This window comes from Amycolatopsis sp. NPDC043885, assembly GCF_056435685.1.
Genome location: NZ_JBWKEA010000011.1, coordinates 155,366 through 178,500 on the forward strand (window position 1 = coordinate 155,366; position 23,135 = coordinate 178,500).

Below are 23,135 nucleotides of genomic sequence, written 5' to 3' on the forward strand. Positions count from 1 at the left end.
CCGGGGCCCGGTGGGGCGCCCTTACGGGTTGAGCGTGACGCTGTAGGCGCTCAGTGCCTCGCCGATCGGCTGGTAGTACGAAGTGCCACTGCCCTTGCCGGAGGTGATGCCGAGGCCGACGCTGCCGGAGAAGAGGCAGCCGCCCGAGTCGCCGGGGTTGGCCAGCGCGTTGGTCTGGATCAGCTGGTGCACCGAGCCTTCGGCGTAGTTCACCGTGACGTTCAGCCGCTGCACCGAACCCGAGGTGAGGCGGGTGGTGCTGCCGCTCTTGCTGATCCGCTGCCCGACGGTGGCGGTACCGGCGGAGGCGATCCGCTGGGTGGAGCCGTTCCACAGGGTGACGGCGCCGGGTGCGCTGCCGGTGGTGTTGCGGATCAGGCCGTAGTCGTTGGTCGGGAAGCTGGCGCCCTGCGACGGTCCGACGTTCCACTGCGACACCGCGCGGGTGCAGTGACCGGCGTCGAGGATGTAGTTCTGGCCGCCGCGGTTGGTGTTGAACCCGACCGAGCACCGGGTGCCGCCGCCGGTGATGGCCTCACCGTTGTAGATCGCGGTGTGCATTTCGCCAGTGGTCCGCTCCACGCGGACGCGGTCGCCGAGTGCTTCGGCGGCCTTCACGAGGGCTTCGGTGCCCTTGGCCGCGTCGGAGATGGTCAAGACGACCTGGTTGGCCTTCGGGTCGAGGCCGATCGACGTGTGCGCGACCGATGGCAACGCCTGCAGGGCGTTCTGTGCCCCCGCCAGCGCGGCGCTGGAGTGCTTGACCACCCGGGCCTGCGCCCCGGTTGCCGTCACCTGGTCCGCGGCGGCCTGGTCGAGGACGTTCACGACCGGCTTTGCGGCGTCGTCGAGGTATCCGTCGGCGGCGCGGGAGCCGAGCGAAGCGGTGACCTTCTGCAGCTTCTCGACGCTCGCCGTCTGCGTCCGGAGGAATTCGACGGCGGCGGCCTGGCTGATCCCGGCTTCGGCGGCGAGGGACGTCACCGCCTCGTGCTGCACCGTGGGGGAGTAGCCCGCGATGGTGGTGGCGGTGGCCGTGGACGGGGCGAGGAAGCCGGCGACCGCGGCCGCGGCCACCAGTGTCGTGGCGGTACGGGCTAAGGGGTTTGTGCGCATACCGGTGACTCACTTTCGCGAGGGGACATCCAGCGCGAGGGGTGGCCGCACTGGACACAGTGGGTAGCCGGGCACGGCCAAGGCGACCCGGCGCCGGTGATCCGGTGCCGATCATGGTGATCCGCCGCACCGGTGGCGGATACCGACTTTCGTTGGACAGGAAGAAAAATAGGTACCCGCCGTTCGGTCTACCGACGGATACGCGCACAGCAAACGGTGGGTACGTGACTCGCGTGATCAGGAACGGATCTCACGTGAGTGCGGCGTCGAAGGCCAGGCGGGCGAAGCGCTCCCCGATGAGCCGGTGCGTGGCCGCGTCCGGGTGGAGGGCGTCGGGCAGCGGCAGCTCGGCGTGGTCCGCCTCGCCGTACAGTTCGAGGCCGTCGAGGTACCGCAGGTTCGGATCGGCCGCGCTCCGTTCCTTGACGATACGGGCGAGTTCTTCGCGGATCACGGTGAGCGTCAGCTTTCCCGATGCGGTCTCCGCGGGATCGCCGGCGGCCCTGAACCGCACTTTCCCCTCACGCAGGGCGTCCGGGTCGAACTCGCCTGGCCCCGGCGTGTGTTCGTGGATCGGGCAGTGGATCGGCGAGACGACCAGCAACGGCGTGGTGGGATGGCCTTCCCTGATGGTGTCAAGGAAACCGTGCACCGCCGGGCCGAACGCGCGCAACCGCATCAGGTCGGCGTTGACGACGTTGATGCCGATCTTGACGCTGATGATGTCGGCGGCCGTGTCCCGCATCGCGCGGGCGGTGAACGGGTCGAGCAGCGCGCTGCCGCTGAAGCCCAGGTTGACCAGGTCCACCCCGGCGAGGGCCGCGGCCGTGGCGGGCCACGTCCCGGTCGGGGTCGTCGCGTTGGAACCGTGACTGATGGAACTGCCGTGGTGCAGCCAGGTCCGGCGACCGCTCGACTGTACACTGTGGACGGACGAGTCGGTGCGCAGGGCGACCAGCCGGGTCGTTTCGTTGTGCGGCAGCCAGATTTCGACGGTCTTCTCGTGACCGGGCAGGTCGTCGAACCGCAGGGTTCGCACGGGGCCGGGCTCGTGCCGCGCGGCACCGGTGGCCAGGTCGACGCTGATCGTGTCGCCGTCGGCCACGCTCGCCTGCCTCGAGAGCCTGCCGTCGACGAACAGTTCGTAGACGCCGTCGGGCCGGGGCGGTGTGCCGGTGAAGACCCGTTTGGTGGCCAGGACGTCGAGTTCGACGAGGGACGCCGTGGTGCGGAAGACCAGCCGCACGCCGGACGGTTGCGACTCCGCCATGGTCAGCTGGCCGTCGGGGATCTGCTGCCGCGCCCGCGCGGGCAGCCGGTGGGGGAGCACGCCGCGCTCGGTGGATTCGAGGTCGAGCGCGCCGCGGACGAGGCCGGCGGTGATCGGGGTGGTGAGCATTCTTCCGTTCATTTCGTTCGGGGCCAGGCGCGCAGCAGGACGTCGAGCGCGTCGAGGATCTCGGTCCAGCTCTCCTGCGAGCCGGGGGTGCTGTGGCTGAAACCTCCGGCGGCCTCCAGGCCGACGAAACCGCTGAACACACTGCCCAGCAACCGGACCGCGTGCGTCCGATGCGGTTCGGCGAGGTCGTAGCCGCGCAGGATCGCCCGCGTCAATTCGGCGTGGCGGACGCCGGCGCTGGTGGCCGCCTTGTCCGGTGCGAGCCGGAACCTCGCGGCGGTGAACCGGCCCGGGTGTTCGAGGGCGTAGTCGCGGTGGACGTTCGCCAACGCGACCAGCGCCTCCTTGCCCGCCAGTCCCGCCACCGCGGTAACGGCGAGATCGGCGAGTTCGGCCAAGGCCAGCAGGGCGATCTCGGTCTTCAGTTCGTGGGCGTTCCGTACGTGCGAATACAGGCTCGCCGTCTTGACGCCGCACCGTTTCGCGAGCTCGGTCGGGGTCACGTGCTCGAAACCGATCTCGTCGGCCAGCTCCGCGCCCGCCCGGATCACCCGTTCCGTCGTCAATCCAGCTCGGGCCATGGCTGCCACTCTACCATAGTCCATTTGGGATTTGCCTAATAGGATTAGGAGACGAAACCTGGGTTCGGTAGCGCCGGGCTCGGCAAAGGGTGGACCGGCCGAGGCGCCATCCCGCCCTCGGCGACCGGCTGCCCGCGAACCGAACTCTGGAGTGTCCATGCCGCTCACCCTCGTCCGCGGGTTCCTGACCGGGATCATCAGCGGGACGACCTTGTGCGCCTTCATCGCCGGCGTCGTCATCGAGTACGTTCCGCTGATCATCACGGGCGTCGGACTGCCGATCGTCTACGGGATCCTGCTCTACCTCGCCGGGGCACCGCGACGCGCCCGTGAGGCGAAGATCGTTCCGGTGGTCGCGCTCGCCAAGATCGAAAGCCTTCGTGCCGGGGGCACCGAGACGGGGGACATCCCGGTCGACCTCGCCCTCACCGTCGCCCCCGACGGCCTGGCCACGTTCCGGGTGAAGATCACCCACGGCATCAACCTGGTCGACATCCCGAACTACCGGACGGGCGACGTCCTCGTCGTCCGGTACCCGCCGGACCGGCCGTGGAAGGCGGAGGTAGTGGACCGGCCGCCGCCGTCGTGGGAACGCCGCGCGGCCGAAGCCACGATCGAATCCGCTCCGGAGTCCAGCCTGGCGCAGGAACCGACGGAGGGCTGCGGGTTCGCCGCGCTCGCCGTCCTCGGGTTCCTGCTCGGCGCGGCGCTCGTGCTGTTCCTGTTCGGCGCGGAGCTGTTCGCGCCGGAAACGCCTGCCCGGACCGAAGAGACCCAGTCCAGTGTGACCACGTCCTCCTCGGGATCCGCGACCGTCGACGTCGACAGATCCCTGCTGGGCGAAGGGGAGTTGCGCCGGGCGATCGACTCATTGGCGCAGGCCGCGGACGTTTCGCAGGTGATCACCGTTGTCGTCGAGGACCGGCGGCTGACCGTGGTCTTCGCGCCGACGGGCGCCCAGGTGCCGCGGTTCGACCTCCGCGCGCTGGAGGTCGACCGCGTCCCTGCCCTGGTGCGGCGGGCGAAGGCGACCATCGAAGTCGGGGAACCGCAGACGTGGCAGGTCACGACCGTCCCGTTCGGCACCGCCGTCAGCACCCGGGTGATCGTGACCGGCCCCGACGGCAGCGGCTCACTCGCGGACGGTGGCTGAAGCCGGTCCGTGCTTTCCCGGCGCGGCGCTGCCGGAGTATTCGCCGAGATCGGAGATCAGCGCGGTCAGCTCGGCGTCGTTGTCGTAGCGACGCTGGTGCAGTTCGGCGATCTTCGCGCCCATCTCCGGATCCGGTTCGTCGGTGATGTCGAAGGACGCGAACCTGTCGACCAGCGGCAGCCCGACCCGGTCGGTGTTCCGGTGCGCCGGGTGCATGAGGTACTCCCAGTACCCGTCGAGGTCTTCGATCGCGAAGACGGCGCCCCATTCGTAGTCACCGCCGAAATCGCGGCCGACGACGAAGGACTTCACCGACGGGATGACCCGGCCTTGGTTGCGGAGGCTTTCCAGAGCTTCTTCGACCTGCTCCGGGGAGGCGTCGGGGCGCAGGGTGAAACGGTTGCCGTGGTAGATCATCGTGTTTCCTTTCCGTTGTTCCGGTTCGGGAGGAGAGCGGCGAGTGCCGCTCCGGCGCCCAGGGCGACACCGGTCCAGGTGAACGCGCCGGCGATGCCGATGCCCTGGACGAGTGGCTGGACGACGATGGGGGACAGGAACTGCCCGAGGAAGATCGCGGCGACCAGGCCGCTGAGCACGCGGCCGCGGTGCGCGGGATGGGCGAACTCGGCCAGGCGCAGGTTGAGGTTCGGGACGACGAAACCGACGCCGAACCCTCCGACGAGCAGTCCGGCCACGACCTGGGCGACGGTGCCCGCCGTGCCGATCACCAGCCAGCCCGCGCCCATGAGCGCGACGCTCACCGTGGTGATCGCCGTGGGGCTCAGGCGCTCACGCAGGCGGGGGAACGCCAGTGCACCGGCGACGCTGGTCAACGTGCTCCCGGCGACCACGGCCCCGACGACGGCGGGGCCGCTGCCGAACCCTTCCAGCAGGAAGGGCAACTGAGTCGGCGCCATGTAGAAGACCAGTGTCGCCACCAACGCGAGGACGTAGACGCCGATGATGCGCGCGGGCAGCCGGGTCCGCTCGCGCTCACTGACCGCGGGACTGCTCCGGACCGGTTCGCGCAGGGATGTGATCGCGAAGATCGCCACGATCGCCGAGACCGAATAGATCCAGAACGGCGCTTGCCAGCTGACTGTGGCCAGCACCCCCGCCAGCGGCAGGAAGACGACACCGCCGAGACTCGCGAAAGCCTGCTGCAACGCGAGGAACGAGGCACGGCGCTCGCCGGAGTACCAGTCGATGATCAGGGTGCTGACCGCGGTCATGATCCCGCCGACGGCCAAGCCGAGCCCCGCCCGGGTGATCAGCAGCAGGTAGAGGTCGTTCACGAAGAATCCGGCCGTCCCGGAGATCGCGTAGAGCCCGAGGCCGGCCAAGAGCAGGGGGCGGCGTCCGGCGCGGTCGGCGACGATCCCGGACAGGGGCGCGCTGATCGCGATCGCGAGGGAGGTCACGGTCAGCGTCAACCGCACGAGAAGGCCGGAGCCGGGGGTACCGGAGAAGACCTCCCGCATCGCGGGCAGGCTGGGCGCGATGATCGCCGCGGCCATGATGGTCAGCGGTGCCGCGGCCAGCACGGTGCCGCGGGCTCGCCGCGTCGGCGCCAATGTGTTCGTCACGCCCCCAATCTCGCAGCGCGACGGCGGGGTTCGCGTCGGTGAAAATCGCCTATGTCCGCCCGTTCTCGGTAGCGTGCGAGCATGACCGACGAGATCCTGCCCGCCATCGCCGGAGCGATCCTCACCGGAGAAGCCGCGCTGTCCGTGGCGGGGAGGGACTGGGGCAACCTGATCCACACCAGGCCCGGGCTGGTCGTGAGGCCCGACTCGGTGACCGACGTGGCGATCGTGCTCAGGTTCGCCGCCGCGCGGGGCCTGCCGGTCGCCGCCCGCGGAGCGGGGCATTCGCCGTACGGGCAGGGACAGGTCGAGGGCGGGATCCTGCTGGACATGACTTCGCTGCCGTCGCACAGGGTGGTCACCGGTGATCTGGTGTCGGTGGACGCGGGCGCCCGCTGGCGGGAAGTGCTGGAGGCGACCTTGCCGCACGGGCTGGCACCTCCGGTACTCACCGACTATCTCGAGCTGACCGTCGCCGGCACCCTGGTGGTCGGCGGGATCGGCGGCGCCACCCACCACCACGGCACACAGACCGACGGCGTGGTGGAACTGGAGGTCGTCACCGGCGCCGGAGAGGTGCTCACCTGCTCACGCGAGAGCGGCGAGGACCTGTTCGACGCGGTCCTCGGCGGCCTGGGGCAATGCGCGGTGATCACCCGCGCGACCCTGCGCCTGACCCCGGCCCCGGCGCGGGCCCGGCGATGGAAGCTCTACTACGACTCGCTCCCGGCGTTCTTGGCGGACCAGCGCGCGGTTGTCCGTGACGGTCGTTTCGACTATGTGGAGGGCCAGCTGATCCCCGTCGGCGACGGTTGGCGATACATGCTGGAGGCGGTGGCCTACTACTCGCCGCCCGCCGGGCCGGACGAGGACGCGTTGCTGGACTCGCTCGGTTTCGGCGAGTCCGAAGACGAGGACACGGGGTATTTCGACTTCCTGAACCGGATGGCCGACGGGGAGGCCGCCCTGCGGGCGGAAGGAAGCTGGTTCCATCCGCATCCGTGGCTGAACGTCTTCCTCACGGACGACACGGTCGAGCGGTTCGTCGCCGAAACCCTCGCCACCACCGGCGAACCCGAACTGGGTGCCACGGGACTGGTCCTGCTCTACCCGGTGCGGAACGACCGGTTGAAGACTCCGCTGTTCACCGTGCCGCCGGGGGAGATCTCCTGGCTGTTCTCGCCGCTGCGCGTCGGTTCGCCCCGCGATCCGCTGCACAACGCCCGCTTGCTGGAGCTCAATGTGGACCTCTACCGGAAGGCACGCGAGCTGGGCGGGAAGGTCTATCCGTCGAACGCGCTGCCGATGTCCACAGAGGACTGGCGCGCGCATTTCGGCGGCGCCTGGCCGAAACTCGCCGACGCCAAGGCCCGGTACGCGCCGGGGAATCTGCTCAACCCCGGACAGTGCCTGCGGGTGCCCTGAGGTCCGCGGACACTGGTAGAAATGTCCGATGCGGGATTTCTTCAAGGGTTTCCGGATGTTCGGGCAAGGCCTGGGCATCCTTCTGCGGTCGCCGAGACTGCTGCTGATCGGCGCGCTGCCCGCGTTGCTGACCACGCTGTTGCTGATCGGCGGTGTCGTCGCGCTGGCTTTCTGGATCGATGATCTCTCGTTGCTGCTCACCCCGTTCGCCGACGACTGGTCGCCGGGCTGGCAGACGACGATCCGGGTGGCGGCCGGTGTCGCGGTGTTCGGGGTGGCGCTGGCCATCGCCATGATCGGGTTCACGGCGATCACCCTCGCCGTCGGCGGGCCGTTCTACGAACACATCGCGGAGAAGGTCGAGGACGACCTCGGTGGCGTGCCCGGCGCGGTGGACCTCTCGGGGTGGCGGTTGCTGGTGCTGGGCCTGAAAGACGGCATCGCTCTCGTGCTCCGCTCGCTGCTGTTCACGATCCCGCTGCTGATCGCGGGCTTCATCCCGGTGGTGGGGCAGACGGTCGTGCCGGTCCTGCTGGCCTTGGTGACGGCGTGGTTCCTGGCGCTGGAACTGATCGCCGTGCCGTTCTACCGGCGGGGGATGGGCTTGAAGCAGCGCCGGCCGCTGCTGCGCCGGCACCGCGCGCTCGCCCTCGGGCTGGGGCTTCCTGTGTCGCTGCTGTGCCTGATCCCGTTCGCCGCGCTGATCGTGATGCCGGTGGGGTTCGTCGGCGGTGTGCTCGTCGCCCGTGAGGTCCTCGCGGCGGAGGCCTCCTGAGCCTCCCCGGGCCGTGTCTGTGTCAGATGACGCAGACACAGCAGCCCCTCGGCGCCATCGTTGGCGGACACTGAGGGGAGCTTCCGATGAAGAGAGCACTGTTCCTGGCCACCGCCATACCGATCGCGGCCCTGCTGACGACCGGTCCGGCCGTCGTCGCCGAAGGGATCGTGTCCGGGGTGGTCAAAAGCCGCGGACTCCGGAGAGCCGATCGCCGGAGCGTGCGTGACGCTGTTCGATCTCGACCTGAAGGAAGCTACAAGGCACGCGCGACCGCCGCCGGATATGCCGAGCTTTGGTCGCACAACAAGGGAAGCGCGCTCGCCGCGGACGTACTTGGCCTGCCGCACGCACTGGATTTCGGCTTGCCGCAGGGCGCGGCCACCGTCCGCGGCCGGATCACCGACCAGGGAAAGCCCGCCGCGGGGGCGTCGGTGAGCTTCACCGACCAGAACCAGCGGTGGTGGTCGACGGTCCTCACCGCGGCGGACGGCACGTACTCGTTCGGCGACGTGAAGGCGGACACCTACACGATGGTGATCACCTACGGCGATCGCTCGCAATGGATCCGGCAGAAGGCGAGCTTCCCGGAGGCGGAGACCTTCGTCGTCGCCGATGACCAAGTCGCCGTCGTCGACGAGGCGATCGCACCGTACGGGAAGCTCCGGGTGGTCGCGACGGACGAGAAGACCGGCGCGCCCATCGCGGGAGCGTGCTCGCAAGTCGAACAAGGGCATCCGCCGCAGCTGCGCAAATGCGCCGGCGCGGACGGCAAGCCCACCCTCGGGTACGTCTACAGCTACAGCGCGCGCACCGGGGACATCCTCGACTGGGCCACGCCGGACTCGGACGGGCAGTACACCGTCAACGGCCTCGCCGCGCAGAACGTCAAGATCAAGTACTACGTCGACGCCGAATGCTGGTACCGGGACGCGGCCGATTTCGCCTCCGCCACACCGATTCCGGTCACCGCCGGGCAGACCACCGGCGGTGTGGACCTCGGTCCCTGCCGCCGCTGAGCCTCAAGTTCGTGAAGGCCTCCTTCCCTACCGTGAGGGTAAGGAAGGAGGCCTTCACGGACCACGCCGGACCGGCATGACTCAGCCGATGGGCTCGATCCAGATGTTGCGGAACCGCGGGTTCTCCCCGGGATCCCCGTGGTCCTGCAGCCGGATGGCGCCCGGTGCCGCGCTCTCCGGGATGCTGTCGCCCGTCCCGCCGTCGATCGCCACGTCGTTGTGGACCACGACGCCGTTCCAGACCACGGTCACCCGGGCGTTGTCGGTCTTGTTCCCGGCACCGTCGAACCGCGCGGCACGGAAGGTGACGTCGTAGGTCTGCCAGGTTCCGGGAGCCGTCGCCATGTTCCGGTCGGGTGCCTTCTTCGAGTAGATCGCGCCCGCTTCGTTGTCGGCGAGCGTGGTGTCCCCGAAGGATTCGAGCACCTGCAGTTCGTAGCGTTCCTGGAGGTAGACGCCGCTGTTGCCCCTGGCCTGCCCGGTGACCTCCGGCGGGTAGTTCGGCTCGTTCCACTCGACATGCAGTCGGAAATCACCGAACTGCTGTTTCGTGCGGATGTCCCCGCCGTACGACTCCATCGCGCCGCCCGAGACCGGCCAGGTCGCCGCGCCGCCCGCGCGTTTCTCCCACGCGTTCAGATCGGTGCCCTTGAACAGCTGGATACGCCGCGACTCGGTCAGGGTGAGACTGTCGAGATTGACGTTGCCCGCGTCGCCCGTGTCGTAGCGATAGGAGATCGTGTTCGCCCCGGCTTTCAGGTTCAGCGTCTCGGGCTGTGTGTTCCAGGTGTCCCAGTTACCGGTACTGGCGAGCCTGACCTGTTTCACCTTCGTCCCGTTGACGTAGACGGTCACCGATTTGGTCCCCGGCGCCGGATCCGGGCCGTTCGAGTAGCGCAAGGCCGCGTTGTAGGCACCGGACTTCGGCGCGTTCACGGTGAACGTCGTGGCGGCGCCCTGGTTCCAGTAGCCGTCGACGAATCCGGTGCCCGTGTAGCCGGCGTGGTTCGTGTTCGTCCCGGCGCCACCGCTCAACGCGGCCCGCTCGGCCTCGTAGGTCGTACTCGCCGGAGGGCCACCGACCAGAGAATTGAGCGTGTACCAGGCCTCGGTGCTCCACAACGCCGCACCGGACTCCGCCGCGAACGGACGCGGCGAACGCACGTGGACCACGTGCCCTGCCTTCAGGCCCGCCATCTGCAACGTGACCTTCTTGCGGTCGGCCGAGAGGCTCGCGGCCGTGACGGACAGGGTCTGCTCGTCGATCTTCGGTCCGCCGTACGCGGGGGTGGGCTGGTAGCGCCACTGCTGAGCCTGGTACTTCGCCGCGAGGTTTTGCGCGGTTTCGGCCGACAGCGGCTGGGTGTACTCCAGTTCGAATCCGCCCGCGACGGCCCGCATGGCGCGGATGTCGAAGGCGTTCGTGCCGTTGGGCGTCACCTTCTGGAGGCCGTAGGCGAGCTTGCCGGGCTGGCCCCAGTTGCCGCCGCCGTCGATCCCGCCGGTGTAGATCGCGCCGTCGGGGCCGAGGCTGATCCGGCTGACACCCGACTCGAGTCCTTGTGTGAGACGGAAAACGGCTCCCTGGTACTCGCCGTTGACCTTCTCCAGGAACGCTCGCTGAAGCCCGCCGTAGGTCACGTCGCCGTACACCATCTGCCCGGCGAACGGGCCCTGCGAGAGCATGACCATGTTGCTCGGCGAGTTCGCGATCTCGTTGTGCGGCAACCACAACACGGGAGCGGTGACGGGCTTGGAGTCGAACGGGCCCGGGGGATTGGTGTAGTGGTTGAAGAAGCGGTCCTGCTTGACCCGGACGAGCTTGTTCGCCGGCAGCCAGCCGCCCTGGTTGTCCGTGACGAAGACGTCGCCTTCCGGTCCCCAGCCGATACCGTGCGGGGTGCGCAGCCCGCCGGCGATGTAGGAGACCTGGCCGGTGGCCTTGTTCACCTTGATCGTGGTGCCGCGGTTCGGCGCGGGCTGCGGGTCGGTGGTGGCGCCGCCGTAGTTGATGGACACGGAAAGGTTGGCGTAGAAGAAGCCGTCCTTGTACAGCAGGCCGAACGCGAACTCGTGGAAGTTGCCACCGAACGGCCACGTGGCCACGGTGCGGTAGTCGTCGGTCACACCGTCACCGGTGGTGTCGTTCAGTTCGACGAGCCGAGTCTTCTCCGACACGTACAGCTTGCCGTCGACGTACTTGACGCCCATCGGTTCCTTCAGCCCGCTGGCGACGCGCTGGGTGCGGACCTTGCTCGGGTCGGTGTTCCCGCTGACGTTGCTCAGCAAGTGGACCTCGCCGAGGGTCTTGTCGGAACCGCCCCAGGTGGCGATGGCGAGCCGTCCGTCCGGCAGCCAGTCCATGCCGGTGACCTGCGGCTGGAAACCGTCGGGACGCAGGTTCGTCAGCGTGAAACCCGGGTGGACGCCGTTCAGCGGCAGGCCGTCACCGGGCGAATCCGTGGCACCCTCGCATTCCTTGCGCCCCGGCGAGGTCACCCGGACGACGTCGGCGTCGGTGCTGAGCACCGAATTCGGCACGAGCGCGAAGTCCGCCGCGCCCGGTGGCCGCCATTCGAGGGTGACCTGCTGGTCGTGGAGGTTGTCGAAATGGTCGATCCGCAGTGCGTGATACCCGGTGCTCAACTGGACCGAACCGGTCGCGGGAGTCGCGCCGTGCAGGCCGTCGTGGTTGATCACCATCTGGCCGTCGATCCGGAGCCGGGAGCCGTCATCGCTGGTGAGCCGGAATTCGTACTGCCCGGCCGAGGCGATGTTGATGTTGCCGATGACCTCGGAGACGAACTGCTCGTTGAGCCCGAAGTCGGCCGTGGTGGTCCAGTTGATCGTCGGCATCAGCTTGTCGACGTTGGGAGTCTGGCCGGATTTGATCGAGCAGAGCTTGGTGAGCTCGCGCTGCAGGTCGTACGTGCGGAGCGTGACACCTGGTTGCTGGGGTGGGATGGCCGCTTCTGCCGGGGCTGTCACCAGCCCGGACACTGCCGTGACCAGCGCCAACGAGGCGACGATGGTCCGGTTGAAGCGCTTGCGGACAGACGGAAGCATCGTTGCTCCTCGGGTCGGCGGCGGAGCACCTCTGTGACGACGCTGAACCTAAGAGGACTTTCGGATGAAGTCAACGAAAGTATGTACAGAACGGACGAAAGTTAGTCCGAACGGTCTCTCGGATAGAGTCGTGGCCTGCGGGAGGGAGGGCGATTGACGACGGAATCGGGCGGGCCCCGGCTGCGTTCGGCCGTTCTCACTCAGGCATGGGAACGCATCGACGGTGTCGAGGTCCTGTCGTCGGCCGACGGCGGTCCGCTGACCCGGACGATCAAGAAGCTCATCGACCCGCTGGTGATCCGCACCGCCGCGCGGCCCCGGCTCGGTCGTCCCGTGCTGGACCCGGCCACGGCGGCCGAGCTGACGGAAGTGCTGCTGGCCGACGCGGACAGGCTGCGCGCGACGGCCGCGTGGTTCACCCACCTCAAACGGCAGCGCCGCGCTCTGCGCATCACCGCGGGCAACGTCCAGGACGTGTGTTTCCCGCTGGCGTACGAATTGGCGACCGGTTTCGGCTCGCCGGGGCCGGACGCGGCGGAGACGGCCGCGGCGGCGTTGCGGGATCTGCACGGTGAGGGCGGCGCGGTGGGCGTCGATCAGCTCACCTCCTACCTCTCGGATCCGCGGTACTCGGCCGAGCTGACCGCGGAACTGCGGCGCCGCTGGCAAGCCGAATCCGCCGTACCGCAGGACATCACCGCACTCGGCGCGTTCGTCGACGAACTTTCCGACTCCGCTTGGCGAGCGCTCGCCGATTCGGTCACCGGGCACGCTCTCGGCCTGATGCTGCGACAGCCGGGCGGGGCCCGAGGCTTGAGCGAAGTCGTCCAGGCGATTTCCGGGCTGCCCGTACCGGATCTCGGTCTGCAGCGCGGGGATCGCACCACCGTCCCGCCGCTGAACCGGAGCGACGAAACCGGTCCCGAACTCCTGGAACGCAGTGTCGAGCGACGGGTGCGCGCGACCCTGCGCCGTCTGCCTCTGGATGAGCGGGCTCCCGTCGCCGAGCTCGTCGATGACGAACTCACCAGGGTCGCCGCCGGATTCGGGCTCGGCTTGCCCGCGCTGGCCGCGTGTTTCGCGCTCGGGGTCGTCCTCGCGCCCGCGCTGAGGCCACTCGACGGCGCGGCGCCCGCCGGCGTTCCCGAATTCGCGCGGCGGCTCAATGCCCAAGTCGCCCGGGAGGGGTACGTCCTGCACGCTCGTCGAGCCCTGGCCGGCGTCACGCCGCTCACTCCGCGGCCCGACGCCGAACTCCTGCGCGATCTTCACGAGTTCGCCAAGCACTTCCTCGGCAGGCTGTGGGTCCGGCTGCACGGCTTCGACGTCCGCGGTGACCAGCCCGCCGACGCCGCCGAAGTACGCGACCTGGTCACCGGCGTGGTCCGTTCGACCTCACTGGATCTGCGGACGAAGGTGCGGCGCGCGCTCACGGCCCGCCTGCCGGAGCTGGAGGCCGTGTCGTGACGCATCCGGTGCATACTCCCGTCATCGCGGCCGATGGCGGCCTCATTCGCTTCGCTCTCGTCGATCTTCTCGCGGGCCGGGCCTCCACGATGCACATCGAACTCACCGACGCCGCGGCCGCGGAACCCTGGCTGACCCGGCTCGCGGGCGCGGAGGCGACTCTCGTCGCGCTCGGCCAGGGCCACATCGAGCTTCCTGCCCAGCCGGAACTCGGCAGGCTCGCTTTGCTGCTGTGGCTGCGTCGCTGGTGGCCCGCCGGTCCGTCACTCGGGATTCCCTCGCTGGATCCGGCCTTGCTGGATCTCGAGACTGCGGTCGCGACGGCCGACGTCGAGGGCCTGGCCGAAGGTCTTCTCGACGGGTTCGAAGCTTCCCCTGCCGAGCTGTTCGACGCGGCCATCGCGGACGACGCCCTCCTGGCGGCGGGCCCGCCGGTCGCCGAAGAAGTCTGCGGATTGTGCACCCGGCTCGCCGCCTGGTTCGACGACGAGGACGACGTCGTACGCGCCGAGACGGCGGCGGAAATGTCGGCACGGTGGGAAACGGCGACACCCGGCCAACGCGCGTACGCGCTGGCCGCGGGCCTCGATCCGCTCGCACCCGGCGAAGGGGTATTGGCGAGCGGACGCGCGAGCGTCGACTGGGCGCGGGTACCACCTGGGATCCTTGACGCCGGTGAGGACGCGGTGACCTGGCGGATCGTCGCCGCCGCGACCGCCACGAGGCTCGAAATCGTCGTCGCGGGCGCGTTCGCCGACGCGGCCATCACCGCGTTCGCGAGTCATGCGGGCGAGCCGTTCGCCGAGGTGCCGCTGGAGCTGGGTGCCGGGCGGTTCTCCGGCACGGCGGAGCTGGACGAGACCGCGACCAGGCTCGCCGCTCGTGTCCATAGTGGACAGATCGCCGTCGTTGTCGGCGTCGCGGGAGAAGGTGTCGACGGGACCACGGCGGAAGACCGGGCCGAGGTGGTCGCGCTCGTCCGGGCACGTCCTCCGGCGGCAAGGACGCTCGCCGAACGGGCGGCGGCCGCTTCCGCCGATGAGGAGTTCTGACGTGCTCGTCGGCATGCCACCGCCCCGGAATTCACCCGACCGCCCGCTGCCGCCCGAACTGGGGCCGGCGACCTCGCACGGTTACAACTGTCGTTGTGTCGCACGGCATTTCGGCCTCGATCCGGCGCCGTACGGCGAACTGCCCGCGTGCTCGCTGTCTGAACGCCAGTACCGGAAGCTGCTCGTCGACGCGGTCAAGCTCCAGGACAAGGCCAAGCGGCTCGCCGCCGCCCGGGACGTCGCCGGTGCGCACCGGACGTACGGCAAGATGCGGGAGATCGCGCAGCGGCTCGACCGGACGGATCTGGACCTCGCCGCGGTCAGCGACCTGGCCACCGTCTGCTACTCCGCCGGCGACCTTCGCAACGCTCGTCAGTGCGCCGAAGCCGTGCACCAGGCGTTCAAAGTCAGTACCGCCGCCATCGTCCACTACGGACAGTACGCCGAGCTCCGGATGATCGAAGGCTCCCGGGAGGTCGCCGAGCGCGTGCTCATCTCCTTGAGCACGGAGGAAGGCGACGTCGTCAAGGCGCGTGAGCTGATCGCCGGGCAACGCCGACGGGCGGCGCAGCGCAAGGACGCGGGGCCCGGACAGTACCCGCCAGAGCTGCTCGACGTGTACGGCGCGGACGAGCTGGAACTGCGGATCTTCGACGTGCGCGTCCAGATCGCCGCCGGGGACATGGCGGGCGCGCGGACCGCGATCGAGGACATCTTGACGGCTCTGGATGCCATCGCGGAGATCGACGATGTCCGCGGGCAAGTGGCGGCACTGCAGGCGATGGCGCGAGCCGAGCGGGCCCGCGTCCGCCAGGCGGGTGGCGAAGACGCCGACGCGCGCGCGGATCTGCTGCGGCTGAGCGCCCAGCACGAGGGCCGTCCCTTGGCGGCCAGGGCGAGCATCGAACTGGCGGCCGACCGGGCCTTCGGTGGCGACCTCCCCGGAGCGGTCGCCGCGATCGTCGCCGCCCGCGACGAGCTCGCGGACGCGGGCCTGAACGGCGACGTCGCGGAGGCGAGCCACGCGTTGGGCACCCTGCTGCTGGTCGCGGGTGATGTCGCGCAGGCGAGGGAACAGTTCGAGCACGCGGGAAAGATCTGGACGGCCAATGCCGACGTGCCGGGCCTGCGGCGCCTCGACGTGGCATTGGCCCGCTGCGCGATGGCCGAAGGCGACTGGACGAAGGCGAGTGAACACGTGACCCGCGCCCGGGAGTCGGCGCGGACGTCGGGGGACTGGTCGGATCGCCTGCACACGGATTTCGTGGCGGCGACGATCGGCTTCGCGCACGGCGAAGACCTCCCGGCCGTGCTGGACCTGCTGCTTCCGCTTGCGCTCGCGGCGGCGGAGTACCGGTTCGAGTTCACCTCGCCGCAGGCACGCACGGCCTGGGCCCGCGACGTCGCCGGTCCGGCGACGGAAATGGTGATGGCGCTGCTGGCGCAGCTCCAGGAGCCGAGGCTGGCGGCGGAACTGATCGAGCGCACCTGCGCCGTCGGGGCGTACACGGGTGTGGAGGGGCGCTCGCTCGACCTCACCGGCGCGCTGCCCACCCTCGAAGTGGGCCCGGTGGCCGAAGGGCTTCCGTTGGCGGCACTGGGTTCCGTGACGTCGTCGCTTCCGCTGCGGCTCGCCCCGCCGCCCGCGCTGCGCTGGTCGCCCTCGTCGCCCATGGAGCTGGACCCGTGGCTCCGCCGCGCCGCCGAGCGGTATCAGCTACCACGCACGGTCGCCGAAACCGTCGAGACCTGGCCGTCTGCGAAGCCCGGACGCGAGACGTTCCTCCTGCGCTACGCCGACGCCGGCCACACCTTCCTCACCTGGCGGACCACCGAGGACCTCGACACCGTCCACACTCATCCGATCGAGTTCGCTCTGGTCGGGACCGCTCGTCAGTGCTTGGACGCCGCGTCGCCCACACCACGCGAAGGCGAGAGCGCGGCCGACGCCGTCCGTCGCTCACTGAGCGAAGACGCTTTCGGCAGCTTCGACGGCGAACAACGCCTGGCCCGCGTCCTCGCTCTCAACCTCCTGCCCGCGGACCTGGTCGAGCGGCTCCGGCGCGCCGCCGACGGCGGAACCCGCCCGCTCCTGCGGATCCAGCCGTCCCCGAGCCTCGCCGGTGTCCCGTGGGGGCTGCTCGCCCTGCCCGACAGGCGGGCCGACCACGTGCTCGAGATCGACGAGATCGGCAGCTGTTTCGACAGTGACGAGCGCGTGCTCGACGTCGCCGACGTCTCGCTGCTCGCCCCGGCCGCGATCCCGCGCCGTCCGCCCGCCGGCGACGGTCCGCCCGTCTACCTGCTCGACCCGCGTATCCCCGGCCAGAGTGCCTTCGGCGAACTGGGTTCCGTGCTCGGCAAGCAAGAACCGGCGTCGCCGCTGATCCGGCATCTCGACGAGCGGCTCGCCGAAGGGCCGGTCCTTCCCGCCGCCGCCCGCGGGCTCGATCTGGTCCGCCGCACCGACACCGACCGCCGTCTGCTCGCCGAACTGCTCGCGGGGCCCTGTTCCCGGTTGGTGTTCGTCGGACACGTCAGCCGGGTCCGCGACGAGTACGGCGCGCAGACCGCGCTGCATCTGTCCTGTTCCGCCGATCTTCCCGGCACCGCCGCGCCGATCGGAACGCACCGGCCGTTCACCGCCGCCGACCTCGCGCTGTCCGAAATGGACACCATGCCCGCGCGGGTGGCGCTGATCGGCTGCGCCAGCGCGAGCGATTTCGGTCTGGCCGAACCGTTCGGTGTGCTGCTCGCCGCCGTCGCGGCCGGAGCGGGGCTGGTCGCCGCCACGGTCTGGGCGTTGCCGACTTCGGCCGCGGTGCCCGGTTCGGACCCGATGTCCGAGCTCGTCATCGCCGTCGACACCGCGCTCGCCGGGGAGGATCCGGTCACCGAACTGTGCGCCTGGCAGCGGTCCCGGCTCGCCCGCTGGCGCGAAAAGCCGGAACCGGCGGCCTCACCGGTCTTCTGGGCGCCGCTGACCTGCCTCGACGCGACCGACGACGGGAAAACCTGGGTTCGGTAGCGGGACGGCCGCCCGAAGCTGTGTCCAGCACGAACGACACGGCGAAAGGCGGCACCCGATGTTCAAGAAGATCCGCGACAAGATCAACGAAGCGACGCAGCAGGGCATGACGCGGGGCGAGCAGGACTTCCAGCGTCACGCGGAGCAGTTCCGGCAGGCCGCCGCCGCGCAGGGTCACGACATCACCCCGCAGCTGCCGACGCCGCAGCTGGCCGCGCAGGCGTTCCGGAGCCTCAACGCCGACCCGGACATGGCGGCGTTCATGGCGCTGCCGATGGACGAGCAACTGCGTCAGCAGCAGGAGCTTCAGGCCTACGGCACCGAACTGCGGCGGCTCTACGACACCTGCGAGCCCGCCACCCTGGTGGTCCGCGAGCTGGAGCCGACCGGCCGGAAGATCGCCGGGCAGGCGCAGTACACCGCGACGCTCGAAGTCACCCGCACTGACGGCACCACCTACCGGACGGTGACGCAGCTGATCGCGCCGCTGGCGACGATCCAGCAGTACGCGCCGGGCACCCGCCACGAAGCCCGCGTCGACCCCGCCGACCCGGCGAAGGTCGCCGTGTTCGGGCCGATCTCTTAGCGCTGGTAGGCGGAGCTGCGAGAGGTCCGGAGAAGTGACCATACGCGTGAACCCGCCCGGCCGAAGGCCCCGCTATCGCGGTGGCAGGGCGCCTTGCTCGCTCGACATGACCTTTTGCCATACCGCGCCCTGCCGACGTCGATCGCGGTCGCGGGTTCACCCACAACAGTTAGGCGGCGGCGATGTTCGGGACCTTCGAGTTCGGCCTGCCGGGAGATCCCCGGCAGGCCCACCGCCCCGGCCTGCGGCTCTGGCTGCTCGGCGTGCCGACGACGCTCGCCTGGGCGGCGGCGGGCTGGTCGGGCGCCCTCGGGCTGCTGGACGGCTTCCGGTTGATGTCGCTGAACCGCGTCGACGCGTGGGGGCCCGACGCGGGCCCGGCGGTTTCGCTCGTCCTGTTCTTCAGCGTCTCGATCACGGTGGCTTCGTCGCTCGGGTTCGCGATGCTGTGGGGCGGCGGGATGTCGTTGCGCGGGATGGGCATCGGCTTCCGGGCGAGCAGCCTCGCCGCGTCCCTCGGCATCGCGCTGGGCAGCGGCGTCGCGATCCCTTCCTGGACGCCGCCCGAGGCGGTGGGGAAGCGGCTGCCGTCCGAACCGTGGACCGAGGTGGACTGGATCGTCTACTACGAGCCGTACCTCGTTCCGGCCGTGGCCGGGGTGACCGCGCTGGTCATGATCATGGTGCTGGGACGGGCGTTCGTCACCAAGGCCGAGGCGGACGACCGCGCGCAGGCGCTGGCTCAAACGGGCCGTCAGGTGATGGGCCAGGTACTCGGCGTCGAGTTCACGAACGTCTGGGTGATGGGGAATCCCAGGTTCACCGTGCAGGTCCGGTTCCCCACGGACGACGGCGAGCGGACCGTCGTCACGACGATGATCACCCCGCCGCTTCAGGCCCCTGCCCGCGGCTCGACGGTGAAGGTCACCTACGACCCGCGGAACCCCGACTCGGTCCAAGTGGACCCGGATCCCGCCGATCGGGCCGCCGGCGGAAACTTCGGTGCGTTCCTGCCTCCGCTGTTCTGATCGCCCTCTACACTCGCGCGGATGGACGAACAGACGGCAGAGGTGTCCACCGCGCCAGCGGTGCGCAAGGCGATGATCCGGCTGGTCCCGTTACTCGGGCTGCTCTATCTGCTCAACTATCTCGACCGGGTCAACGTCGGGTTCGCGGCGCTCACCATGAACGCCGACCTCGGCATCAGCTCGGCCGCCTACGGGCTCGGCGCGGGCCTGTTCTTCGTCGGGTACTTCTTCTTCGAAGTGCCCAGCAACGTCATCCTGCACAAGGTCGGCGCCCGGATCTGGATCGCGCGGATCATGATCACCTGGGGCATCGTCGCCTCGGCCACCGCGTTCATCCAGGGCGAGGTCAGCTTCTACATCGTCCGGGTACTGCTCGGGATCGCCGAGGCCGGGTTCTTCCCCGGCATCATCCTGTACCTGACCTACTGGTTCCCGCGAAAGCAGCGGGCCAAGATCGTCGCGCTGTTCTTCCTCGCGGTGCCGCTCTCGTCGGTCATCGGCAGCCCGGTCTCCTCCCTGCTCATCAAGCACGGCGACGGCGTCCTGGGTTTCGACGCCGGGTGGCGGTTCATGTTCTTCGCCGAAGGGGTGCCGTCGATCCTGCTCGGGGTGGCGGTGTTCTTCCTGCTGCCGAGCAAGCCGAAGGACGCGAAGTGGCTGACCCCCGGCGAGCGCACGGCGTTGCAGTCGGCGATCGACGCGGAAGACATCCGTGAGGTCGGCAAGGAGGTGAGCACCCGATCGGCGCTGACCGATCCGCGTGTGCTCGCGCTGAGCGCCGTCTACTTCGGCATCATCTTCGGCCTCTACGTGCTCGCGTTCTTCCTCCCGCAGGTGATCAAGGGCTTCCAGGAGCAGTTCCAGACCAACTACAGCATCGTGGAGATCGGGCTCATCACGGCGATCCCGTACGCCGTGGCCGCCGTCGCCATGGTGTTGTGGGCACGGCATTCCGACCGCACCGGCGAACGGGCGGGGCACGTCGCCATCGCCGCGTTCGTCGGCGCGGTCGCGATCGCCGCCGCGCTGTATCTCGGCTCGCCGCTGTGGGTGATGATCGCGGTGACCCTCTGCGCGGTCGGCGTGTTCACCGCGATCCCGGTGTTCTGGCAGCTGCCCAACGCCTTCCTGTCCGGAGTCGGCGCCGCCGCCGGGATCGGCCTGATCAACTCCTTCGGTAACCTGTCGGGCTTCGTCGGCCCCTACCTCACCGGCTGGTTGCAGGGTTTGACCGGGAGCTTCCGCGCCGGGATGTGGGCCGTCGCCTTCTTCATGGCGATGGCGGGGGCCATCGCGTTGACCTTCCGCGGCAAGGACAAACGCGCGATCAAGTGAAGTGGTCGAAGTCGCCGTTCACCCACCGGATATGGGTTTCGGCGCTTCGGCGCACCACCGCGCGGGCATCCCGGTCGATGGTGTCACCACCGAGGGTGTAGAGGCGGTCGTAGGAGAACTCGTCGAGCCGGTCGACGATGCGGCGGACCACGGCTCCCGACAGCGGGATGTGCTTGGGGAAGTTGCGCTGGAACGAAACCCAGTCCGGCGCGAGCCCGCCCGAGATCGTGTCCCCGGCCAGGATGCTGCCGTCCGGCGTCCTGGCCACGGCGCTGCCGCGCATATGCCCGCCGAGCCGGACGAGTTCGAGGCCCGGCAGGGGTTGCACGCGCTCGTCCCAGAACTCGAACGCCGGATCGGGGGCGGGCAGCCATTCGCGGTTGCGTTCGTTGACCAGCACCGGAACCCCGCCCAGCGCGCGGCTCCAGCCGAGCTGGGCGCCGAACATGTGCGGGTGGCTGGTGGCGATCACGGCGACGTCGCCGAGCCCGCGCACGACGTCGAGCACCTCGGTGTCCAACCAGGACGGCGGATCCCAGAGCAGGGTGCCCGCCGGGGTCACCGCGATGAACGACCAGTGCCCGATCGCGAGGTTCGGCTCCCGTTTGATGCTGTGCAGGCCACGTCCGTGATCGCGGTGCGAGGTCTTGTGCGGCACGGAGATCAGTTCCTCGTGCGTCCACCAGCGTCCGGTGTGCGCGCCGAGGTCACCGGCTTCCTCGATGCCGACCTCGCCTCGGTCGAGAACGCACCGGGGAGGCTCGGGAGTGGCGGGATGTTCGATACCGCACCTGTCGCAGATCCACATGATCGACAGCTTGCGACCTCCAGTGCGCTGGAGGTCAAGACGCGTCTTCCCCCGGCTCGCCGAGCCGGGGGAAGACGGGGGTTCAGCTGATGGTCGTCTTGCCGAGGACGGCGTCCTGGTCGGGCGGGTCGAGCGCGAGCTGGACGTCGAACTCGCCGAGCGAGCTGTCGGTGACGATATGCGAGGTCGCCGCGGCGTCCACGCTGCTGGTCGCCTCGCCGGCGGGGGTGCCCGCGGGGATGGTGAAGTCGACCTTGCCCTGCGCGGTGAACTTCAGCGGCCCTTCGGCGGGTACCTCGGTGTCCGGGATCGGCAGCTCGATGGGAATCGAGATCTTCTGCTCGCCGAGCGCGATGTTCACCTTCGAGCCGATCGTGCCGGAGAGCTTCTTGGCACCGACGAGCCGGAGCCCGTCGCCCGCGGCCTGACCGGCGTCGACGTCGAGGGTGAACGGCACCGAAACCGGCTCCCCGGCCTTCGCCGCCGCCGGGATTTCCGCCTTCACGACCACCGCGACCTTCTGGTCGCCGATGATGGGGAAGCCGCCCTTGTACGTGAGATTCTTTTCGACGGCGGCAGCGGTTCCCGCCGCGGCGAGCATGACCGTCCCGGCGACGGCGGCCGCGATCCCGGCCGCGCAGAACCGCCGAACACCCTTCCGTACGAGGGTTTCCGTCATGTCAGGTCCTTTCATCGTTGAATGGGCTCGAAAGCGAATGTAGGTGGAAAGTCACCAACGAGGAAAGGAAAAGATCTCTCGCGTTTTCTTTGCGCTTCGATCTTGTCACGTGTATGTGGAATGGCGAGTTCGTGAATTGTCATGCGGGGGAGGAAAGGGGAAATGGTATCCGCATTCTTGTCACCTCGGTGACAGGTGCGACGGACGCGAGGTGAGCGGGCTAGGGTCTTGATCGTGACCGAACGACCCGAGCCGTGGCACCTCCGGACCCGCAGGTTCCTGCGCGCGACGGATCAGCGCGGCGAACTGGTGCGCGGGGCGCGGTTCCTCCGCAGGCTGGTCCCGGGTGACCCGCTCGCGCCGTCGACGGGCCGCTCGTCCGACCGGCTCGCCCGGCTGCTCGCCGAGGCGGGTGCGGACCGGCCCAGCGCCACCCGCGAGCTGGGGCTGGCCGCCGTGCAGGCCTGGCAGGCCGTCCGCCGGTCCGGCGCGCCGCCGGTGTCCGCGGACGGGATCACGGTGCTGTTCACCGATCTGGTCGGCTTCTCGACATGGGCGTTGCAGGCGGGCGACGAACGCGTGCTGGAGCTGCTGCGTTCGGTCGGCGAAGTGACCGAATCGGTCGTCACCGGGCATCGCGGCAGCATCGTGAAGGGCCTCGGCGACGGCGTGATGGCCGTGTTCGCCGACCCGGGCGAGGCGGTGAACGCCGCTTACGAGACGTGCTCCGCCGTGAGTGTGATCAAGGCCGAGGGCTATCTCCCGCACCTGCGCGCGGGGCTTCATCGAGGGAATCCGCGGCGGGTCGGTAACGACTACCTCGGCGTCGACGTGAACATCGCCGCCCGCGTCATGGCCGCCGCCGACGGCGACGAGGTGCTGGCCAGCGGAAGTGTCGTCGACGAGCTGGACCCCGGCGCGGTGATCGTGCGACCGCGCCGGAGTTTCCGCGCCAAGGGGACCCCGAAGGACCTCCGTGTCTACCGTGTCGTACCTCGCTACTCCTCGTGAGTGGTGAGGACGCTATCGAGG

General features: G+C 69.5%; 19 protein-coding genes. 11 read left to right on the top strand and 8 right to left on the bottom strand.

Going from position 1 to position 23,135, the window contains the following annotated elements; all coding sequences use genetic code 11:
* Positions 1 to 21: 21 nt before the first annotated feature.
* The 3 genes from AC069I_RS28240 to AC069I_RS28250 form a co-directional block, all read right to left on the bottom strand.
* Positions 22 to 1,116 carry a S1 family peptidase gene (locus AC069I_RS28240; RefSeq protein WP_478227069.1) on the bottom strand — a complete coding sequence of 365 codons (1,095 nt, stop codon included), beginning with the start codon at positions 1,114 to 1,116 and terminating at the stop codon, positions 22 to 24.
* A gap of 250 nt (positions 1,117 to 1,366) precedes the next feature.
* Complete coding sequence (locus AC069I_RS28245; protein WP_478266767.1) at positions 1,367 to 2,515, bottom strand: SGNH/GDSL hydrolase family protein; 1,149 nt, start codon at positions 2,513 to 2,515, stop codon at positions 1,367 to 1,369.
* An 8-nt stretch (positions 2,516 to 2,523) separates the two neighbouring features.
* Positions 2,524 to 3,096, bottom strand: a complete 573-nt coding sequence (locus AC069I_RS28250; RefSeq protein ID WP_478234375.1) for a TetR/AcrR family transcriptional regulator — start codon at positions 3,094 to 3,096, stop codon at positions 2,524 to 2,526.
* Positions 3,097 to 3,253: 157 nt separating this feature from the next.
* Here AC069I_RS28250 and AC069I_RS28255 point away from each other — a divergent pair, with 157 nt between their 5' ends.
* Positions 3,254 to 4,249 carry a hypothetical protein gene (locus AC069I_RS28255; RefSeq protein ID WP_478266768.1) on the top strand — a complete coding sequence of 332 codons (996 nt, stop codon included), beginning with the start codon at positions 3,254 to 3,256 and terminating at the stop codon, positions 4,247 to 4,249.
* On the opposite strand, the gene AC069I_RS28260 is transcribed toward AC069I_RS28255, so the two are convergent.
* Together AC069I_RS28260 and AC069I_RS28265 are read right to left on the bottom strand one after the other, a co-directional pair.
* Positions 4,229 to 4,666, bottom strand: a complete 438-nt coding sequence (locus AC069I_RS28260; protein ID WP_478266769.1) for a Dabb family protein — start codon at positions 4,664 to 4,666, stop codon at positions 4,229 to 4,231. The genes AC069I_RS28255 and AC069I_RS28260 overlap by 21 nt on opposite strands.
* Positions 4,663 to 5,835 carry an MFS transporter gene (locus tag AC069I_RS28265; RefSeq protein ID WP_478266770.1) on the bottom strand — a complete coding sequence of 391 codons (1,173 nt, stop codon included), beginning with the start codon at positions 5,833 to 5,835 and terminating at the stop codon, positions 4,663 to 4,665. The genes AC069I_RS28260 and AC069I_RS28265 overlap by 4 nt, the downstream gene beginning before the upstream one ends.
* Positions 5,836 to 5,916: 81 nt before the next feature.
* On the opposite strand from AC069I_RS28265, the gene AC069I_RS28270 reads away from it, so the two are divergent.
* The 3 genes from AC069I_RS28270 to AC069I_RS28280 all read left to right on the top strand — a co-directional run bounded on the left by AC069I_RS28270 (position 5,917) and on the right by AC069I_RS28280 (position 9,054).
* A complete protein-coding gene (locus AC069I_RS28270; protein WP_478266771.1) occupies positions 5,917 to 7,260 on the top strand; it encodes an FAD-binding protein in 1,344 nt (447 codons plus the stop codon).
* Between the two features lie 28 nt (positions 7,261 to 7,288).
* Positions 7,289 to 8,035, top strand: a complete 747-nt coding sequence (locus AC069I_RS28275; RefSeq protein ID WP_478227076.1) for an EI24 domain-containing protein — start codon at positions 7,289 to 7,291, stop codon at positions 8,033 to 8,035.
* 86 nt (positions 8,036 to 8,121) lie between these two features.
* A complete protein-coding gene (locus AC069I_RS28280; RefSeq protein ID WP_478266772.1) occupies positions 8,122 to 9,054 on the top strand; it encodes a carboxypeptidase regulatory-like domain-containing protein in 933 nt (310 codons plus the stop codon).
* Between the two features lie 81 nt (positions 9,055 to 9,135).
* On the opposite strand, the gene AC069I_RS28285 is transcribed toward AC069I_RS28280, so the two are convergent.
* Complete coding sequence (locus AC069I_RS28285; RefSeq protein ID WP_478266773.1) at positions 9,136 to 12,120, bottom strand: 3-keto-alpha-glucoside-1,2-lyase-like domain-containing protein; 2,985 nt, start codon at positions 12,118 to 12,120, stop codon at positions 9,136 to 9,138.
* 153 nt (positions 12,121 to 12,273) lie between these two features.
* Here AC069I_RS28285 and AC069I_RS28290 point away from each other — a divergent pair, with 153 nt between their 5' ends.
* The 6 genes from AC069I_RS28290 (at position 12,274) to AC069I_RS28315 (ending at position 20,616) form a co-directional block, all read left to right on the top strand.
* Positions 12,274 to 13,587 carry a hypothetical protein gene (locus AC069I_RS28290; protein WP_478266774.1) on the top strand — a complete coding sequence of 438 codons (1,314 nt, stop codon included), beginning with the start codon at positions 12,274 to 12,276 and terminating at the stop codon, positions 13,585 to 13,587.
* On the top strand, positions 13,584 to 14,639 hold the full coding sequence (locus AC069I_RS28295; RefSeq protein ID WP_478266775.1) for a hypothetical protein: 1,056 nt from the start codon (positions 13,584 to 13,586) through the stop codon (positions 14,637 to 14,639). Before AC069I_RS28290 ends, AC069I_RS28295 begins: the two co-directional genes overlap by 4 nt.
* Positions 14,626 to 17,667, top strand: coding sequence for a hypothetical protein (locus tag AC069I_RS28300; protein ID WP_478266776.1), 3,042 nt, complete (start codon positions 14,626 to 14,628; stop codon positions 17,665 to 17,667). Before AC069I_RS28295 ends, AC069I_RS28300 begins: the two co-directional genes overlap by 14 nt.
* 58 nt (positions 17,668 to 17,725) lie before the next feature.
* A complete protein-coding gene (locus AC069I_RS28305; RefSeq protein ID WP_478227082.1) occupies positions 17,726 to 18,253 on the top strand; it encodes a DUF3592 domain-containing protein in 528 nt (175 codons plus the stop codon).
* A gap of 182 nt (positions 18,254 to 18,435) precedes the next feature.
* Positions 18,436 to 19,281, top strand: a complete 846-nt coding sequence (locus AC069I_RS28310; protein ID WP_478227083.1) for a DUF3592 domain-containing protein — start codon at positions 18,436 to 18,438, stop codon at positions 19,279 to 19,281.
* Positions 19,282 to 19,302: 21 nt separating this feature from the next.
* Positions 19,303 to 20,616 (top strand): MFS transporter, encoded by a 1,314-nt coding sequence (locus AC069I_RS28315; RefSeq protein ID WP_478227084.1) that lies wholly within the window; start codon positions 19,303 to 19,305, stop codon positions 20,614 to 20,616.
* On the opposite strand, the gene AC069I_RS28320 is transcribed toward AC069I_RS28315, so the two are convergent.
* Entirely contained in the window at positions 20,609 to 21,424 is an 816-nt protein-coding gene (locus AC069I_RS28320; protein ID WP_478266777.1) for an MBL fold metallo-hydrolase, read from the bottom strand. The genes AC069I_RS28315 and AC069I_RS28320 overlap by 8 nt on opposite strands.
* An 82-nt stretch (positions 21,425 to 21,506) precedes the next feature.
* Positions 21,507 to 22,103 (bottom strand): DUF6801 domain-containing protein, encoded by a 597-nt coding sequence (locus tag AC069I_RS28325; protein WP_478227086.1) that lies wholly within the window; start codon positions 22,101 to 22,103, stop codon positions 21,507 to 21,509.
* A gap of 228 nt (positions 22,104 to 22,331) precedes the next feature.
* On the opposite strand from AC069I_RS28325, the gene AC069I_RS28330 reads away from it, so the two are divergent.
* Positions 22,332 to 23,114 carry an adenylate/guanylate cyclase domain-containing protein gene (locus tag AC069I_RS28330; protein ID WP_478227087.1) on the top strand — a complete coding sequence of 261 codons (783 nt, stop codon included), beginning with the start codon at positions 22,332 to 22,334 and terminating at the stop codon, positions 23,112 to 23,114.
* The last annotated feature ends 21 nt before the right edge of the window (positions 23,115 to 23,135 follow it).